At 56.4% G+C, this 22,262-nt stretch carries 27 protein-coding genes; 10 read left to right on the top strand and 17 right to left on the bottom strand.

Features of this window, described 5'->3' with window-relative positions; genetic code table 11:
• Window position 1: 1 nt before the first annotated feature.
• From rpoN to ACQK2Q_RS01425, 9 genes are all read right to left on the bottom strand, one after another.
• Window positions 2–1,519 (bottom strand): RNA polymerase factor sigma-54, encoded by a 1,518-nt coding sequence (rpoN, locus tag ACQK2Q_RS01385; protein WP_425407970.1) that lies wholly within the window; start codon window positions 1,517–1,519, stop codon window positions 2–4.
• Between the two features lie 23 nt (window positions 1,520–1,542).
• Window positions 1,543–2,361, bottom strand: coding sequence for an LPS export ABC transporter ATP-binding protein (gene lptB, locus ACQK2Q_RS01390; protein ID WP_425407971.1), 819 nt, complete (start codon window positions 2,359–2,361; stop codon window positions 1,543–1,545).
• A gap of 64 nt (window positions 2,362–2,425) precedes the next feature.
• Entirely contained in the window at window positions 2,426–2,911 is a 486-nt protein-coding gene (locus tag ACQK2Q_RS01395; protein ID WP_425407972.1) for an LptA/OstA family protein, read from the bottom strand.
• 2 nt (window positions 2,912–2,913) lie between these two features.
• Complete coding sequence (gene lptC, locus ACQK2Q_RS01400; protein ID WP_425407973.1) at window positions 2,914–3,690, bottom strand: LPS export ABC transporter periplasmic protein LptC; 777 nt, start codon at window positions 3,688–3,690, stop codon at window positions 2,914–2,916.
• Window positions 3,691–3,821: 131 nt separating this feature from the next.
• The gene (locus ACQK2Q_RS01405; protein WP_425407974.1) at window positions 3,822–4,436 is read right to left on the bottom strand and encodes a ribonuclease D; all 615 of its coding nucleotides are present in this window, start codon (window positions 4,434–4,436) and stop codon (window positions 3,822–3,824) included.
• A 67-nt stretch (window positions 4,437–4,503) separates the two neighbouring features.
• The gene (locus tag ACQK2Q_RS01410) at window positions 4,504–5,661 is read right to left on the bottom strand and encodes a beta-ketoacyl-ACP synthase III (RefSeq protein ID WP_425407975.1); all 1,158 of its coding nucleotides are present in this window, start codon (window positions 5,659–5,661) and stop codon (window positions 4,504–4,506) included.
• Between the two features lie 67 nt (window positions 5,662–5,728).
• Window positions 5,729–6,316, bottom strand: coding sequence for a DNA-3-methyladenine glycosylase I (locus ACQK2Q_RS01415; protein WP_425407976.1), 588 nt, complete (start codon window positions 6,314–6,316; stop codon window positions 5,729–5,731).
• 4 nt (window positions 6,317–6,320) lie between these two features.
• Window positions 6,321–6,731 (bottom strand): MAPEG family protein, encoded by a 411-nt coding sequence (locus ACQK2Q_RS01420; protein ID WP_425407977.1) that lies wholly within the window; start codon window positions 6,729–6,731, stop codon window positions 6,321–6,323.
• Between the two features lie 32 nt (window positions 6,732–6,763).
• Window positions 6,764–7,588 (bottom strand): YgfZ/GcvT domain-containing protein, encoded by an 825-nt coding sequence (locus ACQK2Q_RS01425; RefSeq protein WP_425407978.1) that lies wholly within the window; start codon window positions 7,586–7,588, stop codon window positions 6,764–6,766.
• A gap of 82 nt (window positions 7,589–7,670) precedes the next feature.
• On the opposite strand from ACQK2Q_RS01425, the gene pyrC reads away from it, so the two are divergent.
• Window positions 7,671–8,750 (top strand): dihydroorotase, encoded by a 1,080-nt coding sequence (pyrC, locus tag ACQK2Q_RS01430; protein ID WP_425407979.1) that lies wholly within the window; start codon window positions 7,671–7,673, stop codon window positions 8,748–8,750.
• Window positions 8,751–8,794: 44 nt separating this feature from the next.
• Window positions 8,795–10,648, top strand: coding sequence for an NUDIX hydrolase (locus ACQK2Q_RS01435; RefSeq protein WP_425407980.1), 1,854 nt, complete (start codon window positions 8,795–8,797; stop codon window positions 10,646–10,648).
• Here the strand turns inward: ACQK2Q_RS01435 and ACQK2Q_RS01440 are convergent.
• Window positions 10,638–11,099 carry a TIGR02301 family protein gene (locus ACQK2Q_RS01440; protein ID WP_425407981.1) on the bottom strand — a complete coding sequence of 154 codons (462 nt, stop codon included), beginning with the start codon at window positions 11,097–11,099 and terminating at the stop codon, window positions 10,638–10,640. The genes ACQK2Q_RS01435 and ACQK2Q_RS01440 overlap by 11 nt on opposite strands.
• Before the next feature lie 38 nt (window positions 11,100–11,137).
• Window positions 11,138–11,566 (bottom strand): NUDIX hydrolase, encoded by a 429-nt coding sequence (locus tag ACQK2Q_RS01445; protein ID WP_425407982.1) that lies wholly within the window; start codon window positions 11,564–11,566, stop codon window positions 11,138–11,140.
• 11 nt (window positions 11,567–11,577) lie between these two features.
• Here ACQK2Q_RS01445 and ACQK2Q_RS01450 point away from each other — a divergent pair, with 11 nt between their 5' ends.
• On the top strand, window positions 11,578–12,270 hold the full coding sequence (locus tag ACQK2Q_RS01450; RefSeq protein ID WP_425407983.1) for an SOS response-associated peptidase: 693 nt from the start codon (window positions 11,578–11,580) through the stop codon (window positions 12,268–12,270).
• Window positions 12,271–12,427: 157 nt separating this feature from the next.
• Here the strand turns inward: ACQK2Q_RS01450 and ACQK2Q_RS01455 are convergent, their stop codons facing one another.
• The 3 genes from ACQK2Q_RS01455 to maiA all read right to left on the bottom strand — a co-directional run bounded on the left by ACQK2Q_RS01455 (window position 12,428) and on the right by maiA (window position 15,301).
• Window positions 12,428–12,967: a gamma carbonic anhydrase family protein gene (locus ACQK2Q_RS01455; RefSeq protein ID WP_425407984.1), complete on the bottom strand. Its 540-nt coding sequence runs from the start codon at window positions 12,965–12,967 to the stop codon at window positions 12,428–12,430.
• Between the two features lie 27 nt (window positions 12,968–12,994).
• Window positions 12,995–14,593, bottom strand: coding sequence for a hypothetical protein (locus ACQK2Q_RS01460; protein WP_425407985.1), 1,599 nt, complete (start codon window positions 14,591–14,593; stop codon window positions 12,995–12,997).
• Window positions 14,594–14,659: 66 nt separating this feature from the next.
• Window positions 14,660–15,301 carry a maleylacetoacetate isomerase gene (gene maiA, locus ACQK2Q_RS01465; protein WP_425407986.1) on the bottom strand — a complete coding sequence of 214 codons (642 nt, stop codon included), beginning with the start codon at window positions 15,299–15,301 and terminating at the stop codon, window positions 14,660–14,662.
• Window positions 15,302–15,409: 108 nt separating this feature from the next.
• On the opposite strand from maiA, the gene hppD reads away from it, so the two are divergent.
• From hppD to ACQK2Q_RS01485, 4 genes are all read left to right on the top strand, one after another.
• Window positions 15,410–16,477, top strand: coding sequence for a 4-hydroxyphenylpyruvate dioxygenase (gene hppD, locus ACQK2Q_RS01470; RefSeq protein ID WP_425407987.1), 1,068 nt, complete (start codon window positions 15,410–15,412; stop codon window positions 16,475–16,477).
• Between the two features lie 10 nt (window positions 16,478–16,487).
• Window positions 16,488–16,979, top strand: a complete 492-nt coding sequence (locus tag ACQK2Q_RS01475) for a MarR family winged helix-turn-helix transcriptional regulator (RefSeq protein WP_425407988.1) — start codon at window positions 16,488–16,490, stop codon at window positions 16,977–16,979.
• Between the two features lie 110 nt (window positions 16,980–17,089).
• On the top strand, window positions 17,090–18,028 hold the full coding sequence (locus tag ACQK2Q_RS01480) for an alpha/beta fold hydrolase (protein ID WP_425407989.1): 939 nt from the start codon (window positions 17,090–17,092) through the stop codon (window positions 18,026–18,028).
• A 31-nt stretch (window positions 18,029–18,059) separates the two neighbouring features.
• Window positions 18,060–18,812 (top strand): class I SAM-dependent methyltransferase, encoded by a 753-nt coding sequence (locus tag ACQK2Q_RS01485; RefSeq protein WP_425407990.1) that lies wholly within the window; start codon window positions 18,060–18,062, stop codon window positions 18,810–18,812.
• A 3-nt stretch (window positions 18,813–18,815) separates the two neighbouring features.
• Here ACQK2Q_RS01485 and msrA read toward each other — a convergent pair whose 3' ends face one another.
• Window positions 18,816–19,295, bottom strand: a complete 480-nt coding sequence (msrA, locus tag ACQK2Q_RS01490; RefSeq protein WP_425407991.1) for a peptide-methionine (S)-S-oxide reductase MsrA — start codon at window positions 19,293–19,295, stop codon at window positions 18,816–18,818.
• 67 nt (window positions 19,296–19,362) lie between these two features.
• Window positions 19,363–19,692: a divalent-cation tolerance protein CutA gene (gene cutA / locus ACQK2Q_RS01495; RefSeq protein WP_425407992.1), complete on the bottom strand. Its 330-nt coding sequence runs from the start codon at window positions 19,690–19,692 to the stop codon at window positions 19,363–19,365.
• 118 nt (window positions 19,693–19,810) lie between these two features.
• Between cutA and queC the strand changes: the two genes are divergently transcribed.
• The 3 genes from queC to queD are packed head-to-tail and all read left to right on the top strand — an operon-like array spanning window position 19,811 to window position 21,542.
• On the top strand, window positions 19,811–20,518 hold the full coding sequence (queC, locus tag ACQK2Q_RS01500; protein WP_425407993.1) for a 7-cyano-7-deazaguanine synthase QueC: 708 nt from the start codon (window positions 19,811–19,813) through the stop codon (window positions 20,516–20,518).
• Window positions 20,519–20,523: 5 nt separating this feature from the next.
• Complete coding sequence (gene queE / locus ACQK2Q_RS01505) at window positions 20,524–21,162, top strand: 7-carboxy-7-deazaguanine synthase (protein WP_425411101.1); 639 nt, start codon at window positions 20,524–20,526, stop codon at window positions 21,160–21,162.
• Between the two features lie 23 nt (window positions 21,163–21,185).
• The gene (gene queD, locus ACQK2Q_RS01510) at window positions 21,186–21,542 is read left to right on the top strand and encodes a 6-carboxytetrahydropterin synthase QueD (RefSeq protein ID WP_425407994.1); all 357 of its coding nucleotides are present in this window, start codon (window positions 21,186–21,188) and stop codon (window positions 21,540–21,542) included.
• Here the strand turns inward: queD and ACQK2Q_RS01515 are convergent.
• Entirely contained in the window at window positions 21,530–22,237 is a 708-nt protein-coding gene (locus ACQK2Q_RS01515) for a hypothetical protein (protein ID WP_425407995.1), read from the bottom strand. The two genes, queD and ACQK2Q_RS01515, sit on opposite strands and share 13 nt — an antisense overlap.
• Window positions 22,238–22,262 lie beyond the last annotated feature (25 nt).

Raw genomic sequence — 22,262 nt, forward strand, 5'->3', positions numbered from 1 at the left:
GTTAGATCGCCGTTTGCAACATTGCCCTGCGACGTTGCACCGAAGACGGGATATTCAGCGTTTCCCGATATTTGGCGACCGTTCTGCGGGCGATATCGACGCCGTCCGAGCGCAAGATTTCCACAATTTTATCGTCCGAAAGGACACTGTCCTTGGTCTCTGTCTCGATAAGTTCGCGAATCCGGTGGCGCACCGCTTCGGCGGAATGCGCCTCTCCGCCCTGGGATGAGGCGATCGCCGCGGTGAAAAAATACTTCAGTTCGAAAAGGCCGCGCGGGGTCGCGATATATTTATTCGATGTAACGCGCGAGACGGTCGATTCGTGCATCTCGATCGCGTCGGCGACGACCTTGAGATTTAAGGGACGAAGATGTTTAACGCCGTAAGCCAGAAATGCGTCCTGCTGGCGAACGATTTCGCTCGACACTTTTAAGATTGTCTGCGCGCGCTGATGCAGGCTCTTCGCCAGCCAGTTGGCGCTGGCGAATTGTTCGCTGATATAGGTCTTATCTTTTTCATCTGCGCCGTTTACGGATGATATTTCGGCGTAATATCGCTGATTGACCAGAATGCGCGGCAGGGTTTCGCTGTTCAATTCGACTTTCCAGCCGCCGTCGGCTGATTTGGCGACAAAGACATCCGGCGCGATCGCCTGCACCGCGCCGCCGCCATAGGCGTAGCCCGGCTTGGGCGTAAGCGCGCGCACTTCGGCGATCATGTCGCGGACGTCTTCTTCATCGGCCCCGGTCGCCTTGAGCAGACCTTTAAGATCGTTTCTGGCGACCATTTCGATATTTTCAACGAAAGCCTGCATGGCGGGGTCAAAACGATCTGAGTCGATTAGTTGCAGTCTCAAACATTCCTTCAGATCGCGCGCGCCGACGCCGGACGGGTCGAAAGTGGTGATCATGGCGTGCGTTTTTTCAACATCGCCGATGTCCGCCCCTAGGCGTTCGGCCGCCTGCGATAGATCTTCGCGCAGATAACCGGCCTCATCGATCATGTCGATAATATAGGCGCCGATGAAAAGTTGCATCGGGTCCCGCGTCGCCACATGCAGTTGTTCGGTGAGGTGTTCACCAAGCGAGATTTCTTTTTTCAGATTGGCGCCGAATTCTTGCTCGTCGCCCTCGAGGCGCCGGCCTGAGGACGCGGACGCCCAGTCATTCGGCCGGTAGTCTGCGTAGGCGGCGTCGCTGCCTGAGGCGTTGGGATCGACGTCTTCATATTCGACGTCAAGCGCTTCGCGCGCTTCGCGGGCGCCGTTTTCATCACGGGCGTCGACCTCAGAGGTCTGCCGCGATTCCGGCGCATCGGTCTGACGCTCGCCGCGGCGCTCGGCCGGACCGTCCGCCGGCGATTCATCGCGCTCCAAAAACGGATTTTGCTCTAGCTGGTCTTCTACATATTCGGAAAGTTCCAGATTCGATAATTGCAGAAGCTTGATCGCTTGCTGCAATTGCGGCGTCATCACAAGCTGTTGCGATTGCCGGAGTTCGAGTTTCGGAGCTAACGCCACACTGCCCCCTTCTAAACCTCTCGTTACATCTGAAATCTGTCGCCGAGATAGACGCGCCTGACGTCTTTATCGCCGACAATATCGCCGGGCGCGCCCTCAAGCAGGACTTCGCCTTCGTGAATAATGTATGCGCGATCGATGATATCGAGTGTTTCGCGTACATTATGATCCGTAATCAGAACGCCGAGGCCGCGATCCTTCAAATGCGCCACGAGTTCGCGAATTTCCGCAATCGCCAGCGGGTCGATGCCTGCGAACGGCTCGTCCAGCAGCATGAATGAAGGCGCTGTCGCCAGCGCGCGTGCGATTTCGACGCGCCGCCGTTCGCCGCCGGACAGTGCGATCGCCGGGGCGCCGCGCAGATGCGTGATGTGAAATTCGTTTAAAAGATCATCAATGATCTTTTGCTGCTTGTCCTTGTTTTTTTCTACGAGTTCGACAACCGCGCGCAAATTCTGCTCTACCGAAAGACCGCGAAAAATCGAGGCTTCCTGCGGGAGATAGCCAACGCCGAGGCGCGCCCGCTGATACATGGGCAGGCCGGTGACATCGTGGCCGTCAATCGTGATGCGCCCGCGGTCGGCGGGAATAAGGCCTGTAATCATATAAAAACAGGTCGTCTTGCCGGCGCCGTTCGGGCCAAGCAGGCCGACCACTTCGCCGCGTTTGACGCTCATGGAAACGCCGCGGACAACGGGCCGGCGTTTAAACGATTTGCCGAGGTTTTCCGCCGAAAGGCTGCCGCCGCCCTCGACCACTTTGGGTCGCTGACGTCTGGGCGCCGCTTCGCTTTTCGCAGGGGTCGCCGGAATATTGCCTTGCGGTTCCATATTGTCGCTCATTAAGCGCATCTCTCTTTAATGTTCAGTGAAGGGGCGGCGTATTCGCTGATTTTGGCGTTAACCATTACGTTTGCTCATCATCGGACTGTGTGAAAAACAGCCCGCGGATCCGTTTTCCGGCCTCCGGGGTAAACAAAACCTTGCCCGTATCCACCCAGTAAGTGACTTTTCCGGCGGACAAAACCTGCTTGCCCTGCGTGACAATGACATCTTCTGTCATGGTGATGGTGCGGGCCTGATCGTTAAACACCGCGCGACCGCCAGTAAGGGCTTCTTTACCATTTGAATAGCGCACATCGCCAATCGCGGTGATGGTTTCAAACCCGCCATCGTCAAGCAGAACCGCTTCCAGCCGTTTGGTGGTCAAAATGCCTTCGCCCTGCACAACCCGGACATTGCCTGTCCAGGTGGCGAGATTGTCCTGGAATTCGGCCGTATCGCCGGTGATATCAATGGGCAGGTCGCTGTCGGCGACAAGCTGCGCTTCAGCCCCGGCGAGAACGCTGAAAGACAAGGCTGCGGCTATGGTTCTGAAAAAGTTTTTGATCATATTTAATTTCGTTGAGGCGTGTTGTTGATTTGAACGTCTTTCAAGGGCGGCGTTTCGTTGTTTTGCGCGGCTGGTTTTTCTTTTGATTTGGGATAAAGGCGCATACGCACATTGCCTTCAAGCACAACCCGTCCCTCATTGTTATACGCTTTCATGCGGTCGGCCTGCAGCGTTTCCCCGGCGGGACCCTCGCCGCCAATTCCGGCGTCGCTTGTAACGACTTCGTCGTCAATGGAAACCGTCGCGGACGCGGAACGGAAAATATACGTATCCGCGCCGACGTCATGTTCCAGCGTGACGTCGTCGTTCAATTCCAGGATTTTTGCATCCGAACGATAGACGCCGTTTTGCGCCGTTACGATATTCGTCTCGCCGGCGTCGCCCTGTACGGCTTTCGGATTTTCAAGCTGAACGACGTCTTTAACCTGAGGGTTCTGGATAGCGGCGGCGGCGGTGATTTCAAACGGCTTGCCTTTGGTGTCGATGCCTGAAAAACGCGGGCTCGCCATGCGCAGTTCTTCGGCTGTGGCGCGCACATCTTCGAAATCCTGCAAAAATGCTGAATCGTTTTCTTCCGACGTTGTGTTGAAAAAGAAAGCCGCGACCAGAACAAGGCCGAGGATCGGCAACCCTATGCGTAAACGGCGCACGAGCCGCGACCGGGCCGCCGCCTGCGAACCGGTTGTGCGCGCGCGCGTCGGCAAACTGTCAAGGGCGCGCCGGCTGACCGTTCCGCGTTCCGGCGCGGCGGCGTCCTGTTCGGTGGCGGCGGTGGTCATGCCAGGCGCTTCATCCCTTTGCGACTTAAGCGTTAGAGGCCGCAGACAATGTTGCGGCGAATTGCAGTTTATATAGTCGCGCGGGGCGGAAAGGGAAGCAAGAGGGCGCTTGTTTTAAGGGGTTGGAGCCCTCAGGAATGGGCGAAAATGTCGATTTCCGGCCAGCCTTCGAGATCAAGCGCCGCCCTTGACGGTAAAAAGCCGAAACACGCCTCCGCCAGCGCCATGCGGCCTTCGCGGGCGAGCATTTCGTCCAGTTTCGCTTTTAACGCGTGCAGGTGCAAAACATCGGACGCCGCGTATTCGATCTGGGCGGACGTCAGTTCGTCCGCGCCCCAGTCAGAGGACTGCTGTTGTTTGGACATATCCACGGCCAGCAATTCTCGCGAGAGGTCTTTCAGGCCGTGCCTGTCCGTATAGGTGCGGCAGAGTTTGGACGCGATTTTCGTGCAGTAAACGGGGGCCGTCTTGACGCCCAGCCAGTACTGGAATGCTGCGACGTCGAAACGGGCGAAATGAAAAATCTTTAAGACCTTCGGGTCGCCAAGCAGGGCTTTAAGACGCGGCGCATCATAGCTCTTGCGGTCAAGCTGCACGAGATGCGCGTCACCGTCGCCCGACGATAGCTGCACAACGCATAATGGATCGCGCTGCGGTATGAGGCCCATGGTCTCGCTGTCGACGGCGATGACGGTTCCAAGATCGAGGCTGTCCGGCAGGTCGCCCTGATGAAGATGGTTTGTCATGCGTTGTTCTTATGTGTCTGCAAGCGGAGAAGGTATATGCATTGTAAGGAAAATAGTGAAGGCGGCATTAAGCTGTTTTTCTTACAATAACGGAACCCGCCGAATAGCCGGCGCCAAATCCGCAGATCACGCCAATGTCGCCGGATGCGATACCGGCGCGGTGTTTGTGAAATGCGATGATCGAACCGGCGGACGATGTGTTCGCGTATTCATCCAGAACAACCGGCGCCTCTTCGCGCGTTGCCTCCCGCCCTAGCACGCGCCGTGAAATAAAATCGTTCATGGACAGGTTCGCCTGATGCAGCCAAAACCGTTTTACGGTTTCCGGCGCGATATCGAGATCGGCCAGATGATTTGAAATCAGTTCACTGACCATCGGCACGACTTCCTTGAAGACTTTCCGGCCTTCCTGAATAAACAGCTTATCTGTGAACGGATCGGATGGATCCTCGGCGCCGTCGCCGTCTTCGCGCTCGCAGCGGTTCAGAAAACCGAAATTATTGCGAATATTGTTGGAAAACTGTGTCTTCAAGCGCGTGCCGAGAATTTCCCAGCTTTCTCCTGCCGGCTCGCGGTCATTGCGTTCCAAAATCACCGCCGTGCACACGTCCCCAAAAATAAAATGGCTGTCGCGGTCGCGGAAATTCAGATGCGCCGAGCAGATTTCCGGATTGACCATCAAAATGCGGCGGGAGCCCGCGCGAATGAGACCTAGCCCTGTCTCAATGCCGAATGTCGCTGAGGCGCACGCGACATTCATGTCGAACGCGAAACCGCCAATGCCAAGCGCGTCCTGAATTTCAACGGCGATGGCGGGATAGGCCCGTTGAAGGTTCGATGCGGCGCAAATTACACCGTCTATATCCGCCGCTTTTACATCCGCGGCGCGCATCGCCTCGCGTGCGGCGTTCACAGCCATTTCTGCCAGAACGGAAAGCTCACTGTTGGGGCGCGGTTTGATGTGCGGCGCCATCCGGTCGATATCGAGTATGCCGTCCTTGTCGAGCACGTAACGCGATTTGATGCCTGATGCTTTTTCGATGAATTCGGCTGAAGATTTTTGCAGCGGTTGTATCTCGCCGGCGGAAATAGCGGCCTCATTGTCGGCGTTGAACTTTTCGACATATGCGTTGAAGGCCGTCACCAGCTCCGCGTTGGAAATCGAGTGTTGCGGGGTGAATAGCCCAGTGGCGGCAATGCGGACATCTGCAGAATGATCGGTCATAACGAGCCTTCAATTGAGTTTGGCGCAATTTGCGCTGTTCCCGGCGGGGGTGCAACCGCAAGACGCGTCATCTGGCGAGCTTCTGGACGTCTTTCCACCGGGGGCACGCCGTTTCATGGTCATTGACCATCCCGACCGCCTGCATGAAAGCGTAAACGATTACCGGTCCGCAGAATTTAAAGCCACGGCGTTTCAATTCCTTCGCCATGGCTTCGCTTTCGGGCGATTTCACCGCGTGATCTTTATAATTTCTGACCTTGTTGACGATGGGCCGGCCTTCGACGAAGTCCCACAAAAAGCCCGAAAACCCTTCCGGCGCCGTTTCCATGATCTGAAGATAGGCTTTTGCATTGCCGATGGTCGCGTCAATCTTGGTTTTTGAGCGGATGATGCCCGCATCGTTCATCAGCCGGTCGATTTTTCTCGGGGTATAGCGTGCGATTTTTGCCGGTTCAAATCCGTCAAACGCCTTTCTGAAATTGTCGCGCTTGTAGAGGATTGTCCGCCAGGAGAGCCCGGCCTGAAATCCGTCCAGAATAAGCTTTTCGAACAGCGCGCGATCATCATACTCCGGCGCGCCCCATTCTTCGTCATGGTACTGACGGTACACGGGGTCGTTTGCGGGCGCCCACAGGCAATGCATTTTCGCCGTCATATCGTCATACCAAATGCAAAAGCTTTAACAGCCAGATGATGAGAATGAGCGTTTGCACGATAAAAAATACAAACCGGATGGTGACAAACATGCGGCTGGTGGAGATCAAATGGACGATGGATTGCGCTACGCGTGCAACAAGAAAAACATACGCCAGGCCATTCGTCAGAGCAGTTTGATCTGTTGCAACGGCGTATAACAGGATCGCGAAGGCTGCTGGCAGGTATTCATAACAATTGGCGTGCGCGCGCGTCAGACGCTTGCCGAACTCGCCGATATCCTCGCCCGTTGGCGCAAATGAGTTGGCGGCGCGTTTGCCGGTCATCACAAGCGAGGTTCGGAATACGCCAAGGCTGAGCAACAATAACAACAGCCAGCCGACAAGCAGTAACAGCGTCGTTGCGGTGGGCGTCATGATCTCTCTCCAGTTTTTAAGCCGGGAGGAGACTAACCCTGTTCGAGATAATCGGGAACGCGCAATTGCACCGCCTGACCGCCGCATTCAATAGGGGTTTTCTCCGTTTTGGCTTTTCCCCAGCGGTCCATGCGGATCGAGGCGAGGGCGATATTGCCGGCGCGGCTCATGAGTTCGCCGAGTTTGGTTCCGCCTGCGGTGACGTCGCCGCCATTTTTCGCCGCTTCGCCTTCAAATTCGGCGATCAGCGTACGGCGGCGCGGCTCGCCCTTGCGCTTCATGCGGCTGGAGACCTCCTGGCCGACAAAACAACCCTTTTTGTAACTGACGGCGTTCAAGGCGTCGTAATTGACGTCCATGAGGAACATTGCGTCCGGGCCAAAGTCTTTGCCGAATTCGGGAACGCCATGGGCGATCCGGTTTTCATCGTAGCGCGTACTGGCATGCCCGGTGTTGTTGGGTGCGATCATGCGCCAGCCGAGCCCGTCGCAGCGTACGTCGCGATAGACATGCGCATTTTCCAAGCCTGCTGTTGATGGTTTGCTGTCTACAGCCAGAACGAAAAGCGTTTCGACGAGATCAATGCTGACTTTCGCCCGCAGCTTATACAGCGTCAGCCGTTTGAGGAGGCCGGGCGCATTGGCCTTGTCACAATCGACGAGGAGCGAGTCGTTTGCGTCGACCACAAAGAAATCCGCGATTATTTTTCCCTGCGGCGTCAACAGGGCGGAGAAGACGGCGGTCTCGGGCGCGAGGCGGTCGAGGTCCTGCGTGACAATTCCTTTCAGAAAATGCCGGGCGTCTTGGCCGGAAATGCTGATCACTGCGCGATCGGGTAACAAGGTGGGTTCGCTCATGACCCGGATGTAGTCGTCATTTCAGAAAATGAAAAGGCCGCCCGTCTGGACGGGCGCGCACCGCCCGGCGTAGAACGCGCTGATGGCGGATGTTGTGAAAAGTAAGGACGGACCCGACCGGCTCGTTATACGCCGGCCGGATGACTGGCATGTGCATTTGCGCGACGGCGCAATGCTGAGCGCGGTGGCGGATTATACGGCGCGTCAGTTTGCGCGGGCGATCATCATGCCCAATCTGGCCGAGCCCGTAACAACGGTGGAAGCGGCGCGCGCCTATCGCGAACGTATTTCGGAAGCAGTTTCGCACAGCGCTGCCTTTACGCCGCTCATGACCTGCTATCTGACGGACAACGCAGTCCCGTCTGAAATTGAGCGCGGGGTTCAGCAAGGCGTTTTTTCCGCCTGCAAGCTTTACCCCGCGAACGCCACGACCAATTCAAGTCACGGCGTGACGGATATTGAGAACATTTATTCTGTGCTGGAAACCATGCAGCGCATCGCCTTGCCGCTGCTCGTTCATGGCGAAGTCACCGACGCGGATATCGACATTTTCGATCGCGAAGCGGTTTTTATAGAGCGCGTGCTGTCGCCAACGATGAAAGCGTTTCCTGATCTAAAAATCGTTTTCGAACATATCACCACTGCGGACGCGGCCGATTTCGTCAGCGAAAGCGGCGAGAATATCGCCGCGACAATCACGCCGCACCATCTGGAGTTCAATCGCAATGCGATTTTCCAGGGGGGCGTCCGGCCGCATTTTTATTGCCTGCCCGTCGCGAAACGCGAACGCCATAGGCTTGCCTTGCGCAGCGCGGCGACGTCCGGTTCGCCGAAATTTTTTCTGGGCACGGACACCGCGCCTCACGCCGTCAGCGCGAAGGAATCCGCCTGCGGCTGCGCGGGTATCTTCAACGCTCCGTTTGCGCTTGAAAGTTACGTCAAGACTTTCGAAGAAGAAGGCGCGCTTGAAAAACTGGAAGGGTTTGCCTCCGAACACGGGCCCAGGTTTTACGGATTGCCGCTGAACGAAGACTATATCGCGCTCGAACGTACTGAAATCCGCGTGCCTGATACGCTCGAAACCGGATCTGAAAAGCTAGTCCCGTTTCATGCCGGTGCGACGCTCGCCTGGCGATATGCGGGCCTTGTGTCTGGCGGTTGAATGAAAACTCATAAAAAATTCAATCCATGCAAAAGGAAACACTGATGAAAAAGCTGTTATTGGCCGGCGTCGCGATGATGGTTTTAGGTTGCAGTAGTGAAAATGACGCTGAAACTGTTGCGCCTGATATATCGCGCGAGACCGCGAAGCAAACGCCCCCTGAGACTGACGACAGCATCAGGCGCGAAGCGGAGAGAGCCATGAGCGATCCCGATTTTTTTGATGGCGCGTGGAGCGAGGAAAAAGCCGCGCCGATTCTCGACAAGACCATGCGGCTGCATCTCGATTTCGCCGAAGCGCAGTTGACGGATGGAGAGCGCGCTGCAGTTAATGAGTTGCTCGCCGCCGGTGAGCGGCTGCACGCGCTATATCTTGAACAAAAACATGCTCAGGCCAGAAGGGCTGAAGCCGCTTTGCAGAATGCGCAAGGCCGTCAGCATCTGAAAGACCTTTTCTGGATCATGAAAGGGCCGGTCGCCACAACGCTCGAAAACAACAGAGAGGCGTTCCTGAACGTCGATACGGAGACGCCGGCGCGCAATGTTTATCCGGATAGCGCGACCCGTGAATCGCTGGACGAATTTCTCTCAGATAATCCTGAAAAGCGCGCCGCTATGTTGGATTTACGCGCGGTTGTACGCGAAGCGAGCGCCGAAAATATCGATGCGGCGCTGACGGCGCTTGATAACCATCCAGCACTGGACGTATTGCATCCGGGATTGCGGCAAAAAATTCAGAATGCCGAAGGCTATTTCGCGCTGCCTTATTCGCTGGCCTATGCCGACGACATTTTCTTTATACACGATCGCCTGATCGCCGCAGCCGATCACGTCGCGGCGGACGACATCGCCTTTGCGCGTTTCCTGCGCCTGCGCGCCGTGGATTTGTTGACGGACAATTATGACGGCGGCGACGCCGCGTGGGTGACGGGCGAGTTTACCGGTAATCTCAACGCGCAGATCGGCAGCTATGAGACTTACGATGACGCGCTTTATGGGGTGAAAAGTTTTTTCAGCCTCTCCCTGCTTCAACGCGATAAGGAAAAGAGCGATGAGCTTGCCGCCGCTATCGGTGATATCCAGGCCATCGAAGATGCGCTTCCCTATGAGGCGACAAAACAAGTGCGCAGCAATATTCCGGTTGGCGTTTACAATGTGGTTGCCGATTTCGGGCAGGCGCGGGGAACGAACACCGCGACCATACTGCCAAATGAAGGGCATCTGTCGCGACAATATGGCCGCACGATACTGATCCGCTCGAATATCTTACAGAACGAACAGATTTTTGCGGAAGCGCAAACGGCGTTTAACGCAGCGCTGGCCGAAGAGCATCACGGCGATCTTTTGCTGGAGGGGAATTTTTACCGCACGCTCTGGCATGAGGTGGGTCATTATCTTGGACCGGACCGGACTGAAGCGGGCGGCGATATCGACGCCGCGTTGCAAGACACGGCGGACCTTATCGAAGAAATGAAAGCCGATCTTGTCTCCCTTTTCGCGGCGCCGCGACTGCATGAGGCCGGCTACTACACGGACGATCAGCTACGCGCGATTTACGCCGGCGGTATCTTGCGCGTGTTGCAGAAAAACCGGCCGCGCCGCGATCAGGCCTATGGCACAATGCAGCTCATTCAGTGGAACTGGTTTCTGGATAAAGAGCTTTTGTCATTCGAAGACGGTGTGCTCGTCATCGATTACGCGCGCTATCCGGAAACGGTATTATCGCTTCTGGAGAAAATTATCGATCTGCAATATAGCGGCGATCGCAATGCGGCTGACGCATTTGTCGACGCATGGACGGACTGGGATGAAAATCTGCATGGGGCTATTGCGTCCGCCATGCGCGACGCTGAAGGCTCGCGCTACAGGCTCGTCACCTATAAGGCGCTTAATCGGTAACGCCGGTATTTTCCGCCTGAGGCTGGATAAGCAGGGGCCCTTGCTCGAAAGATTGTTCTTCCTCAAGCCCGGCGGTCAGGCGCCGGACGACGTCTTCGCCTTGCGCTGCTCTGGCGGCGGCGTAATCGCGCGCGCGCCTGTCGCATGAAGGAAAGCTGCGCTGTGCGCGGCGATAGCCTTCGTTGAATTGACTCACCAGCCTGGTGCGCACCTGCTCTTCGGGTTCTTCAAGGGAAATGAGCTGTTTCATCCGCTCGCGCCAGACATCCGCTTCATAACGCGGTTCGCAACTGCGCCGGATGTGATGCATTTCGCCGAACAGCGCGGAAAGCATGGTCAGGTCTCGCTGGCGCTCCATATAGGCGCCATATTCCTGTGCGGCGGCTGGTGTTGCGACAGGCGAGAGGCAAAGCGCGAGACAAAAGCCGGTGATGACAAAGCGATAATTCATGGCGTTCCTGATTCAGCGGAAATATAGCCGTATTGTGGCTATTTTTGAAAGAGTTCGCGTTTTTTAACCGCCTCTTCAACGGCGCGGCGGGTTGTATCCCAGGAAAGGCGTGCAAGCGCTTCTTCGAGGCCGACGAATTCCGCTTCCACGGCGTCGTCGCCGGCGCGCGGTTCGCCGGACACCCATTCCGCAACATAATCGATCAGAACTGTATGTGCGGGAAAGCCGGTATCGGCGGGCAGCGCTTCGAATACGTCAAGCAGGCCGAGGATTTCGATATTCAGCGAGGTTTCCTCGCGCACTTCACGCATCACGGCGTCGGTCAGGGTTTCGTTGTGCTCCAGCGCGCCGCCGGGAATCGACCAGTGTCCTTCAAACGGCGCTTTGCCGCGTTTGACGAGTAGAATGTCGTCTCCTTTAAAAACAACGGCGCCGACGCCGATAAAAATATTTCGCTGCTCACTCATGAATCGCGCTTATGTTGCATTGTATGTGTGGCCGTTATTACCTGAAATCACCGCCGGCGGAACTCGCCGCGCAGTTTAATGTGGATGTGCGGGATAATTTTCCGCCGCGCTATAACATCGCGCCGACCCAGCCCATCGCGATCATCAGACAGAATGCGCGTCGCAGGCCGGAATATGCGCTGGTGCGCTGGGGGTTTGTTCCCGAATGGAAGAAAACGCCGGAAACGCGGCCGTTAATCAATGCGCGCAGCGAGACGGCGGCGGAAAAGCCCACATTTAGAAATGCAATGAAGCGCCGGCGCTGTCTGATCCCGGCGGACGGGTTTTACGAATGGAAAGCGGCGGGCCGTGAAAAGCAGCCCTATGCAATACGCCGTGCTAAGGGATCGCTCTTTGCATTTGCTGGCCTGTGGGAGACCGCAATGGACCCCGGCGGCGGCGAAATGGACACGGCGGCGATCCTGACCACCGGCGCGGGAGAAGACCTGAAAGCTCTGCATCGCCGCGAGCCCGTGGTTATTCCGGCTGAGGATTATGCGCGCTGGCTCGAAACAGACGAGCGCGATATTGCGCAACTGGAAAGCCTGCTGGCGCCGGGTCCTGCGGGAAGCTGGGAGACATTCCCCGTCTCGAAAGATGTCGGCAATGTCCGCAATGACGGTCCGCGGCTTATTGAGCGGGTGCGGCTATCGTTGTTTGACTAGAGTAATCGACCTCACCCTGAGGCGCCCGAACGCAGATCGAACCTCGAAGGCTGGTCGGACATGACGAACACGCATCACACCTTTTAAGGCTCGCCCGGACTAGTCCGAGCGCGCATCTGAAAATGCGGGCCGCGTTTTTTAGAAATGCATCGTAGAGCTACTGGTCCGCCAGGGCTTTCCGGTGCGCTTTCGCTTCTTCCACGTAATGCGCCGCGCCCATCAGCGCCGCTTTGTCTTCGCCCTCTTTCAGGTCGCGGAACTTGCGCGCCGGCATGCCCGCCCACATCTCGCCGGCGGGCACGATTTTCTTCGGCGCCAGGAAAGCCCCGGCGGCGAGCATGGCGCCGGTTTTGACAAGCGAGCCGTCAAGCATGGTCGCGCACATCCCGACAAACCCGCCATCCTCGACCGTCGCGCCGTGCAGCATGCATTTATGGCCGACAAGTACGTTGTCTCCGATGATCGTCGGCACGCCGCCCATGGACGGCTCGTCCACATGAATGATCGTGCCGTCCTGGATATTCGATCCCTTGCCGATGACGATTTTATTCGAGTCGCCGCGTAAGACGCACCCGTACCAGATAGAGGCGTTTTCATGCACTTCGACATCGCCGCAGATAACGGCGCCCGGCGCGATGAAGGCGCTTTTGTGAATTTTCGGCGTCTTGCCGCCGATGGCGAAAATGAGGGGGTTCATGTGGCGAACGAATCCTTGCGTTTTTTGTCAATAGCAGGGCAAATGTTTATCGTCATATTTGTCGAGAGGCAAAATGTCGTCTGATCGGGCGTACTCAAAAGCTCGCCCGACTTCAGAGGTTCGAGAAAAGCTCCTTTCAACTTCAGCAAACTTTGCTGCGCTATTAAAGAGTTCTCCACGCACATGTTCGTGCTGCTGCATCGCCATCATTTCATGTAGGAGGTTTGCGGTCCCGTAAGTGCGAACTTTTCCGATGATGATTGCAATTCGTTCACGCTCCTCTTTTGATCCGCAAGCAAGATCAAGAACCTGCTTTGGTTTTTCCCCACGATACACAGCAAGTAGAAGTTTAACTGGTAAATTCCATTGCCGATCACGTGGAGAAACGCCACTAGCTTTAAGGCGGTCAACCTCGCTGATTGCCCACGCTTGAACGACGTCTTTTTCAGCCGATGCGATCAGGAGCGTTTCATTCGCGGTAGGGTTTGCCAGTATTTCATTTATATCAAGTGCGTCGTAGTTGCAGTTCGTCGGCGAATTTTTAATGAGACACGATGCAAAACTCTGCCGATCCCACCAATCGCCAAACTCAGTAGGGACGATTCTGTATTCGCCATAGCCGATGGCCCGGCTTACAGGAGACCAAAATCCGGGGCCGGCGCCTGGCCCGGTAACGCCTTCAACCCAAAGAATATGTTTGCCAAAAGCCTGTTTTACCAGCGCATATTCTTTGCGCTTGACGAAAAATGCGAGCGATGCACCCAACTCAGTCGGCGGTGGAGAGATTTGAGCGATGATCTGGCGAAATATCGGATCGGCTTCGGGATGGTCACCTTCTGACAACGCCCGTGCAGCGACACTTTTCACATCCTCTCGCGCGCGGGGCCGATCATAAAGAAGCGACACAAACGTATCCACTTCTTCCTCTTCGGTTCCTATGTTGACGTCTTCAAAGCTCCGATAGGCGAAGTCCGGATCGTTATAAACAGCGATCAACCATTGTGTAGGCTTGTCTGGATGAATTGTAAGAAGGTGGCGCATAGCATCTTCGCCAATTTTCTGCTCGAACTCCGCCGCACCTTCACTCATGCCGCGAAGAGCTAAGGCGCGCATCTCATCAAGTTGCACCATGCGATCCGGGTTTTTCTGAATTTCAAGGTAGGTTTCAATTGTTTTGCGCCAAAGGGAACCCGGACCAAAATTGTCTTCATTCATGCGTGAGAATGCATCTCCAGAAACTGCAAACTCATTTTTATCATTCTTTCGCAGCATCAGCACATAACTGTCGCCATGACGATAAGTTCCGCGGACGCAAGACCCCATGAAAGCCTCCCGGTTTGCTGAGCTAATGTCGTTTGGGTCACTCGGTATTGGCTTGCCAAAATGGCCGCTCTGATCGAAAACAGTTGCAGTAGGATTGCCCTTAAGTGCCGCAGTCACTTTAAAAACAATCTTGTCCCCAAATTCTGCCTTGGTTTTTCGAACGGCCTTACCGACGACGATCGCATCAGCAGAGTCAATCATTTCAAAATTCGACTGCAGAAAGACGCCTTCAATGAGCGAACATGCAGTCACGGGGGTGGTAACCACATAAAAAATGATGGAAAGTAACCCGAGTCTTTTCATATGACCATTTTCCTTGAAATTATGTAGTAATTTAATGTAGCAGACATCGGTATGTCTAACTGATTATTACCCCTTCACCGCATCGGGCTGATTGTCCGGATGCGCTTTTTCAAACGCCGGGTGCTTCTGGCAGCGCTCGTAAATCTCGTTCATTTTTGCAAAACCCGATACATCGACGCCGAAGCGGTTGGCGGCGAACATCTGCGGGATCAGAAAACAATCGGCAAGACCGGGCGTGTCGCCGATTGAATAATCGCCGGCCGTGCGGGCCAGCATTTTCTCCACCGCCGCCATGGCGCCGCCGGGCCAGGTGTTGAGCCATTGCTTCATGACCTCATCGTCGAAACCGCCTTCTGATTTCAGATATTGCTGTATACGGAGGTTCATGAAGGGCTGCGCTTCGCTGGCCAGCGTCAGCGCGATCGCGCGCGCGTTAGCGCGAGGCGCAGCCCCATGGGGCAGCAGCGACGGGTCCGGACGCGTCTCTTCCAGATATTCGAGGATGGCCAGCGACTGCGTCAGCACGGCGCCTTCATCGGTTTTGAGCGCTGGGACGAGCGCCAGGGGATTGCGCGCGAGGTGGGCGTCGCTCTTCTGTTCGCCCGCTAACAGATTTACAGGCTCGTATTCGTAATCGATATTTTTCAACGCCAGTGCGATGCGCACCCGATAGCTCGCGCTGGAGCGCCAATAGCCGAACAGTTTCATGCCGTTAAGTCTCCTTCGCCGGATCGCCGAAAACGCCGGTTGATTGCATTTAGTAACATATGTTACTAAATGCGCGTCTGAACCCCCGACATTTTAAGAGGCATAAACATGGCTGACCTTTTCGAAAACCCCATTGGCACTGACGGTTTTGAATTCGTTGAATATACGAGCGGTAATCCTGACGAGCTGGCGGCGCTCTTTGAAAAGCTGGGCTTTACCGCCGTCGGCAGACATCGCTCCAAGGATGTCGTTCATTATCGTCAGGGCGATATCAATTTTCTCCTGAACCGTGAACGTTCCGGCCAACCGGAAGTTTTTCGGGGCCAGCACGGCGCCGGCGCCAACGCCATGGCGTTTCGGGTTAAGGACGCCAGACACGCATTCGATGAAGCCGTCAAACGGGGCGCTAAGCCCATTGAAGCGAAAGCCGGCCCGATGGAGTTGAACATTCCGGGCATCGAAGGGATCGGCGGCCTCAATGTCTATCTCGTCGATCGGTACGGCGCACAGTCGATTTACGATATCGACTTTGAGCCCATTGAAGGAGCGGACCCAAAGAAAAACGACATGGGGCTCACCTATATTGATCACCTCACGCACAACCTTCATCGCGGCAACATGGACAAGTGGGCGGCGTACTACGAGGACATCTTCAATTTCCGCGAAATCCGCTATTTCGATATTGAGGGTAAACTTACCGGCCTTGTTTCCAAAGCCATGACGTCCCCTTGCGGTAAAATCCGCATTCCGTTGAATGAAAGTCAGGACGAAAAATCCCAGATTGAGGAGTTTCTCCAGCGCTATAATGGCGAGGGCATTCAGCACATCGCGCTCGGCGCGGGCGACATCTATGAGACGGTGGAAGCCTTGCGCAAGCGCGATGTGCCGTTTCAGGATACGCCCGATACATATTATGAAAAGGTGGAGGAACGCGTTGGCGATCACGGCGAGGATCTCGCGCGATTGCAGAAAAACAAGATCCTCATCGACGGCGCGCCCACACAAGGGCAGGGTCTGCTGTTGCAAATTTTTACGCAGGACGCCATCGGGCCGATCTTTTATGAAATCATTCAGCGCAAGGGGAACGAAGGCTTCGGCGAAGGCAACTTCAAGGCGCTGTTCGAATCGATCGAAGAAGATCAGATTCGCCGCGGCGTTTTGAAAGAAACGGCGTAAGCGCCGCGCCATGGCCGCCGGCCTTGCCTCGCAGAACTCCCGGCCCGGTAAAAACCGGGAGCTCGTCCTTGAGAATTTTGCACCCTATCGCATTGTCGCTCTCGGCCATGCGATCTCCGGCCGGCTGGCGCGCGCCTATGCGGATGAAAATATCACCATTCCGGAATGGCGCGTCCTCGCTGTAGTGGCGCAGGCGGAAAGACTTGCAGCGCGCGATGTGGTCAAACGCACGCCCATGGACAAGATGACAGTCAGCCGCGCGGTGGCGAGCCTGGAAGCGAAAAGTTTCGTTATACGCGCCGTGAGCGATACGGACCGGCGCGTATCAATGTTGTCTTTATCGCCGAATGGCCGGGCGCTGTTTGATCGCATCGCAGCACTGGCCCTAGAATTCGAAGACGCGCTGATGGCGTCGCTGGAACCGGAAGAAGCGGCACTGTTTCATTTGGTCCTGCAAAAGCTCGAAGAACGCGCGCACGGTATGAACGGCGACAGAACTTAAATCATATACTTGCTCGCCAGCGCCGGAGGATACAAACTTCGTTTATTCCCGTTAAAGCGGGAACTTGTGCATACTTTCTGGATTTCATTTTCCGGAAATAGCGGGGGTTAGTGAACGTTTTGGCTGCAAGATTTACAGTTTTGACAGCGGCGCTGTTTCTCGCCGCGTGTGTTTCTTTTCCCGACGCGCCGCGGGCTACCGCTACGCCGGTTATCGAGGACAATGCGCTCATCTCGATCGATGGAACGCGGCTAGGCCTTAGGCGCTGGGAGGCGGAAAGTCCCCGCGCGGTCATTGTCGCATTGCACGGCATGAATGATTATTCTCATGCATTTGATGGTCCCGGCGCATGGTGGGCTGGCGAGCGCCGGATTACGACCTACGCCATTGACCAACGCGGATTCGGCAAGTCGCCTGAGGTCGGGAGATGGCCAGGCGAGGATGCCTTGATCGTAGATCTGAGAGCCGGGCTGGCGGCGGCGCGGGCGAGGCATCCGGGCCTGCCTGTTTACGTCCTTGGTCATTCCATGGGCGCCGGCGTCGCCATGGCGGCGGAAGCGCAAAACCCGCTTGGCGCCGACGGCCTTATCCTTGCGGCGCCGGGCGTGTGGGGAGGGCCAGCTTTGCCGATCCCTTACCGGCTTGCGGCGAATATCGGTGCGGCGTTTGCGCCGGGTAAAACGCTCACAGGCGAGCGCGCAGACCGGCAGGCAACGGATAATATTCCCATCCTGCGCGAAATGGCGGCGGACCCGCTGATAATCAAAGAGACGCGTCTTGATGCGGTAGTCGGGGTCACGCGCGTGATGGGAACAGCATATAAAGGTGCGGATAACATCAATACGAATATTTTGTTTTTGATGGGTGAAAAGGATGAAATCATTCCGCTGAACGCGATGGAGAAAACCGCCATGCGCCTTTCTGGCGACGTAACCTACCGGCGCTACCCGAAAGGCTGGCATCTGTTGTTTCGCGATTTGCAGGCCGAAACGGTCTGGCGCCATGTCGCTGAATGGATAGAGCGTGAACAGGCGAGCGCGGCGGAATAGTGTTCCTGGCAATGCATGATAAAATTGCGTCATGACAGTAAAAGACTGGGATGCGCTTGCGGATGACTTCTCCGCCCGCGTTCTTGAAATCAGCGAATGCGATATTGACGGCGTTCTGCAAGCAACGGCGAAAAGGCTGGGCGGCGCACGAAAAATTGCGACCGATTTTGGTTGCGGCGCGGGCGCGTTGACGCGGCTGATCTCGCCGTATTTTAAAAGTGTCATTGGCGTGGATTTCGCGCCGAAACTCATTGAGGCCGCCCGTGCCCGCACTTCCGCAAAAAACATCGAATACGATGTCTGCGACTTGCAGGCGGCTCGCGCGAAGCGGTTCCCTTGCGATGTTGCATTCTGTGCAAATGTGCTCATCGGTGAAGATCTGCCGGCGCGCGAGCGCATCGCGCGTAATGTCGTCGCCAGCCTCAGGAAAGGCGGCTGGGCCGTCTTCATCGTCCCGTCGCTGGAAGCGGTGATGCGAGCCTATCAGGTGGCTCTGAACCTTCGTATCTCCAGTGGTGCGGAAGAGGCCGCAGCCGAACGCGAACTGGATGGCTGGGCGGCGGATGAAGTCGTTTCATTACCATGCGGCGTCATAAAAATGGGCGGCGTACAGACGAAACACTTCCTGGAGGATGAAATCGCCGAGTTCCTGACTCATCTGAAGTTGCGTGAGGTTGTGGTTAGCCGAATTTCCTATCCGTGGCGGGAAGCGCTGCCCGACGCGCCAGTGAAATTGAGAGCGGCGCCCCCCTGGGACTGGATGGCCCTCGGCCGGAAAATCTAAACGTTAGCCCGGAACATGACACGCGCCGCCGCCGCGCTTTTCAAAAAATTGCTGGTGATAGTCTTCCGCTTTCCACCATTTGCCCAGCGGTTCGATGATCGTGGCGATGGGTGCGTCAAACCGGCCTGACGCAGCAAGTTTGTCGCGCGAGGATTCAGCTTGTTCTTGCTGATCTTTATCCACGGTGAAAATTGCCGTCCGGTACTGGCTTCCAACATCCGGACCTTGCCGGTTGACCTGTGTGGGATTGTGGCAATTCCAGAAAATCTCCAGCAGTTCATCGTAAGAAACGACGGCCGGATCAAATTCGATGCGCACGGCTTCGGCGTGGCCCGTCGTCTTACGGCAAACCTCTTCGTATGTCGGTTCATCCTTGTGACCGCCTGTGTAACCGACCTCGGTTTCGATGACGCCATTGGTGTCCCGAAAGGTTTGCTCTACGCCCCAAAAGCATCCTGCGGCGAATATAGCGGTTTGTGTCATGGCTGTACTCCAGCGACGTTTCTTGATGCATGATAAAGGGCGCTCAAGAGCAAAGCGCAAGTCCCGATCACGCGGATGTGGTCTCGCCGATCCATTGCAGGAAGGCGGCGTTCGAGCCGCTTGCGCTGACCGGCAGAGCGGCGACGCATGGGACGTCGTCAGGGTGGAGTGCAAGAACCCGGTCGCGGGCTGCGTCCGCCTGGGCCGCTGTCGTCTTTACGATAAGCGGCGTTTCAAGTCCGAATTCTATTTCGCCGTTCCATTCATAGACGGAGCGCATTTCGGCGTGAATATTGACGCATGCAGCCAGTTTTTCCTCCACCAGCGCGCGGCCGATGCGGGCGGCCGTTTCGGAATTTGGCGTGGTGACGTAAAGAAAGACGGCTTGCGCAGTCATAAATGCATTCCTGTAGCGGGCCCGGTTGAAAGCCGCCTGTTGCGGGCGTGATCGCGCCGTCCTAGACCACACGTCGCGGAAAGGAGGCGCGCGCTCATGATGGCGTGCTTGAAAGGTCATGCGCAAGCTCGATTCAAAAAAAGCACTGGTATTATTTTCAGGCGGGCAGGATTCTTCAATCGCGCTCGCCTGGGCGCTTGAGCGATATGACAATGTGGAAACCATCGGCTTTGCCTATGGTCAGCGGCACGGCGTGGAACTGGAAGCGCGAAAAAACGTGCGCCGCGCCATGGCGGATACTTTCCCGCAATGGGGCGCGAAACTGGTCGCGGACACAATCGCGGATGCGCGCGGCCTAAAAGAGCTCGGCGAGACCGCTATGACCCATGAAACTGAAATCGCGCTAGCCGGCGACGGGCTTCCGACAACATTCGTACCGGGACGGAATCTTGTGTTTCTGACGCTCGCCGGCGGACTTGCCTATCGGCGAGGCGTTCGCGCGCTCGTCGCCGGCATGTGCGAGGCGGATTTTTCCGGCTATCCGGATTGCCGTGAAACCGCATTACAAGCGCAATTGCAGGCGCTGAGGCTGGGTATGAACGCCGATTTTTCGCTCGAAACGCCGCTGATGCATATCGACAAGGCGGAAAGCTGGCGATTGGCTGAAAGAATGGGCGGCGATAAACTTGTCTCGTTAATCAATGAGCACAGCCATACCTGTTATAAAGGCGTGCGCGAGACGCGCCATGATTGGGGCTATGGCTGCGGCGAATGCCCGGCGTGTGAATTGCGCGCCAAGGGTTGGGCGGCGTATCGCGCCGCGTGAGTGTAATGACATATTCGGTCAAGGAACTTTATTACACGTTGCAGGGCGAGGGCGCGCATACTGGCCGTCCGGCCGTGTTTTTACGTTTTACCGGCTGCAATTTATGGACGGGTTTGGAAAAGGACAGGGCAAAGGCCGTATGCACATTTTGCGATACGGATTTCGTAAAAACCGACGGCCCTGGCGGCGGTAAATTCAAGGATGCCTCCGCGCTTGCAGAGGCGGTCGCTGCCGCGTGGCCGGATGCTCACATGGGCGCGGCGCGGTATGTCGTTTGTACGGGCGGCGAACCGCTGTTGCAGCTTGATTCACCGCTCATTGAGGCACTTCACGATCGAGGGTTCGAAGTCGGTGTCGAGACCAATGGCACCATCGCCGCGCCGGCTGACATCGACTGGATTTGCGTCAGCCCAAAATCGACCGCGTCGCTAGAGCAACGCCAGGGAAATGAATTGAAGCTAGTATATCATCAAAGCGATGCGCCGCCTGAGGCGTTCTCAGGCCTCGCATTTGACTTTTTCTTTTTGCAGCCTATGGACGGGCCCGCGCGCGCGGCTCACACCGCCGCCGCCGTTGAATATTGCAAGAAACATCCGCAATGGCGTCTCAGCCTGCAAACGCACAAGCTGATCGGCATACCGTAACGGATTGAAAAAGAGGTCCGCTCATGCGCATCGTCAAGTCGATGAATTTCGACGCCGCGCACTATCTGGATAACGCCGTGGACGCGCGTCCCTATGCGCGGCTGCACGGTCATTCCTTTACTCTGGAAGTCGCGATCGAAGGCGAGGCGGACGCGGAAACAGGCTGGGTCGTCGATTTCGGTGATCTCGACGACGCCTTGAAAGACCTCCACGAAACGCTCGATCATCGTCTGTTGAACGAGATTGAGGGGCTTGAACGCCCGACTCTGGAAAACATCTGTCAGTGGGCGGCGGAAAAGCTGAAAGCCCGATTCCCGGGACTTGCGCAAGTGCGCGTATCACGCCCTTCAAACGGCGAGACCTGTATTTACGACGTCTGAACAGTCTCGACATTCGCTGCCGCGTCAGCCTTCATACGGGCAATCAAGTACTGTGCATCGCGGCAATAGCTGGCGGCGGCGCGGTCGGCGCGCCCCAAGGCGGTGTCAAGATGCGCCAGAATTTCATCGATTTCGTCAAAACCCGCGAAAGCATCCGCCGGCGGCGGCAAATCGAGCCCGTTTTCGCTCACATCAAGACGCACAGGCGAGACCGAGTAGCGCGTTCGCCCGCCCAGCATAACATCAATATGACGCTGGCCCTTGCCAATCAGAACCGCGGCGCGCGGATCAATTTTGTCCAGCGCCTCGTTGATAGAAAGGCGGAGTTCATCGTAACTCTCCGCCAAAAGCGCCCGCCCGCCAGCATCATCTGCGTCTTTGGCGGAAATCGTCACTTCACAAGCCTGTTCCAGAATATCGCGCACGCGGTCAATTGCGTATAACGCCGCTTCTATGGCGGTCAACGCCTCTCGCACCGGGTTTTCATCAATGCCCGGTGATGGTTTTTCAGCGCGCTGCTGTGCGTTGCGCAACGCCCGGTTCAGGCCCCCGGCGACGTCCAGCGCCGGCAATTCTTCATCGGGCTTTTCCGCCGGTTTCTTGCCGAGCCAGCCCGCCAGCGGACTACGCTTTCTTTTTCGCCCGCCCGGCGTCGCCGGACGAACATTTTGCACTTTGTTAATCGCAAACGCCACGCGTATTGCTCCCTCAAATATGTTC

Origin of the sequence: Hyphococcus sp., from assembly GCF_965228385.1 — a bacterium.
GTDB lineage: Bacteria > Pseudomonadota > Alphaproteobacteria > Caulobacterales > Parvularculaceae > Hyphococcus.

What these genes read in the sequence shown, in the direction of transcription:
- lptB (WP_425407971.1), bottom strand. Translation starts at nt 2,361, where the DNA reads ATGAGCGACAATATGGAACCGCAAGGCAATATTCCGGCGACCCCTGCG.
- ACQK2Q_RS01395 (WP_425407972.1), bottom strand. Translation starts at nt 2,911, where the DNA reads ATGATCAAAAACTTTTTCAGAACCATAGCCGCAGCCTTGTCTTTCAGC.
- lptC (WP_425407973.1), bottom strand. Translation starts at nt 3,690, where the DNA reads ATGACCACCGCCGCCACCGAACAGGACGCCGCCGCGCCGGAACGCGGA.
- ACQK2Q_RS01405 (WP_425407974.1), bottom strand. Translation starts at nt 4,436, where the DNA reads ATGACAAACCATCTTCATCAGGGCGACCTGCCGGACAGCCTCGATCTT.
- ACQK2Q_RS01410 (WP_425407975.1), bottom strand. Translation starts at nt 5,661, where the DNA reads ATGACCGATCATTCTGCAGATGTCCGCATTGCCGCCACTGGGCTATTC.
- ACQK2Q_RS01415 (WP_425407976.1), bottom strand. Translation starts at nt 6,316, where the DNA reads ATGACGGCGAAAATGCATTGCCTGTGGGCGCCCGCAAACGACCCCGTG.
- ACQK2Q_RS01420 (WP_425407977.1), bottom strand. Translation starts at nt 6,731, where the DNA reads ATGACGCCCACCGCAACGACGCTGTTACTGCTTGTCGGCTGGCTGTTG.
- ACQK2Q_RS01425 (WP_425407978.1), bottom strand. Translation starts at nt 7,588, where the DNA reads ATGAGCGAACCCACCTTGTTACCCGATCGCGCAGTGATCAGCATTTCC.
- pyrC (WP_425407979.1), top strand. Translation starts at nt 7,671, where the DNA reads ATGGCGGATGTTGTGAAAAGTAAGGACGGACCCGACCGGCTCGTTATA.
- ACQK2Q_RS01435 (WP_425407980.1), top strand. Translation starts at nt 8,795, where the DNA reads ATGAAAAAGCTGTTATTGGCCGGCGTCGCGATGATGGTTTTAGGTTGC.
- ACQK2Q_RS01440 (WP_425407981.1), bottom strand. Translation starts at nt 11,099, where the DNA reads ATGAATTATCGCTTTGTCATCACCGGCTTTTGTCTCGCGCTTTGCCTC.
- ACQK2Q_RS01445 (WP_425407982.1), bottom strand. Translation starts at nt 11,566, where the DNA reads ATGAGTGAGCAGCGAAATATTTTTATCGGCGTCGGCGCCGTTGTTTTT.
- ACQK2Q_RS01450 (WP_425407983.1), top strand. Translation starts at nt 11,578, where the DNA reads ATGTTGCATTGTATGTGTGGCCGTTATTACCTGAAATCACCGCCGGCG.
- ACQK2Q_RS01455 (WP_425407984.1), bottom strand. Translation starts at nt 12,967, where the DNA reads ATGAACCCCCTCATTTTCGCCATCGGCGGCAAGACGCCGAAAATTCAC.
- ACQK2Q_RS01460 (WP_425407985.1), bottom strand. Translation starts at nt 14,593, where the DNA reads ATGAAAAGACTCGGGTTACTTTCCATCATTTTTTATGTGGTTACCACC.
- maiA (WP_425407986.1), bottom strand. Translation starts at nt 15,301, where the DNA reads ATGAAACTGTTCGGCTATTGGCGCTCCAGCGCGAGCTATCGGGTGCGC.
- hppD (WP_425407987.1), top strand. Translation starts at nt 15,410, where the DNA reads ATGGCTGACCTTTTCGAAAACCCCATTGGCACTGACGGTTTTGAATTC.
- ACQK2Q_RS01475 (WP_425407988.1), top strand. Translation starts at nt 16,488, where the DNA reads ATGGCCGCCGGCCTTGCCTCGCAGAACTCCCGGCCCGGTAAAAACCGG.
- ACQK2Q_RS01485 (WP_425407990.1), top strand. Translation starts at nt 18,060, where the DNA reads ATGACAGTAAAAGACTGGGATGCGCTTGCGGATGACTTCTCCGCCCGC.
- msrA (WP_425407991.1), bottom strand. Translation starts at nt 19,295, where the DNA reads ATGACACAAACCGCTATATTCGCCGCAGGATGCTTTTGGGGCGTAGAG.
- cutA (WP_425407992.1), bottom strand. Translation starts at nt 19,692, where the DNA reads ATGACTGCGCAAGCCGTCTTTCTTTACGTCACCACGCCAAATTCCGAA.
- queC (WP_425407993.1), top strand. Translation starts at nt 19,811, where the DNA reads ATGCGCAAGCTCGATTCAAAAAAAGCACTGGTATTATTTTCAGGCGGG.
- queE (WP_425411101.1), top strand. Translation starts at nt 20,524, where the DNA reads ATGACATATTCGGTCAAGGAACTTTATTACACGTTGCAGGGCGAGGGC.
- queD (WP_425407994.1), top strand. Translation starts at nt 21,186, where the DNA reads ATGCGCATCGTCAAGTCGATGAATTTCGACGCCGCGCACTATCTGGAT.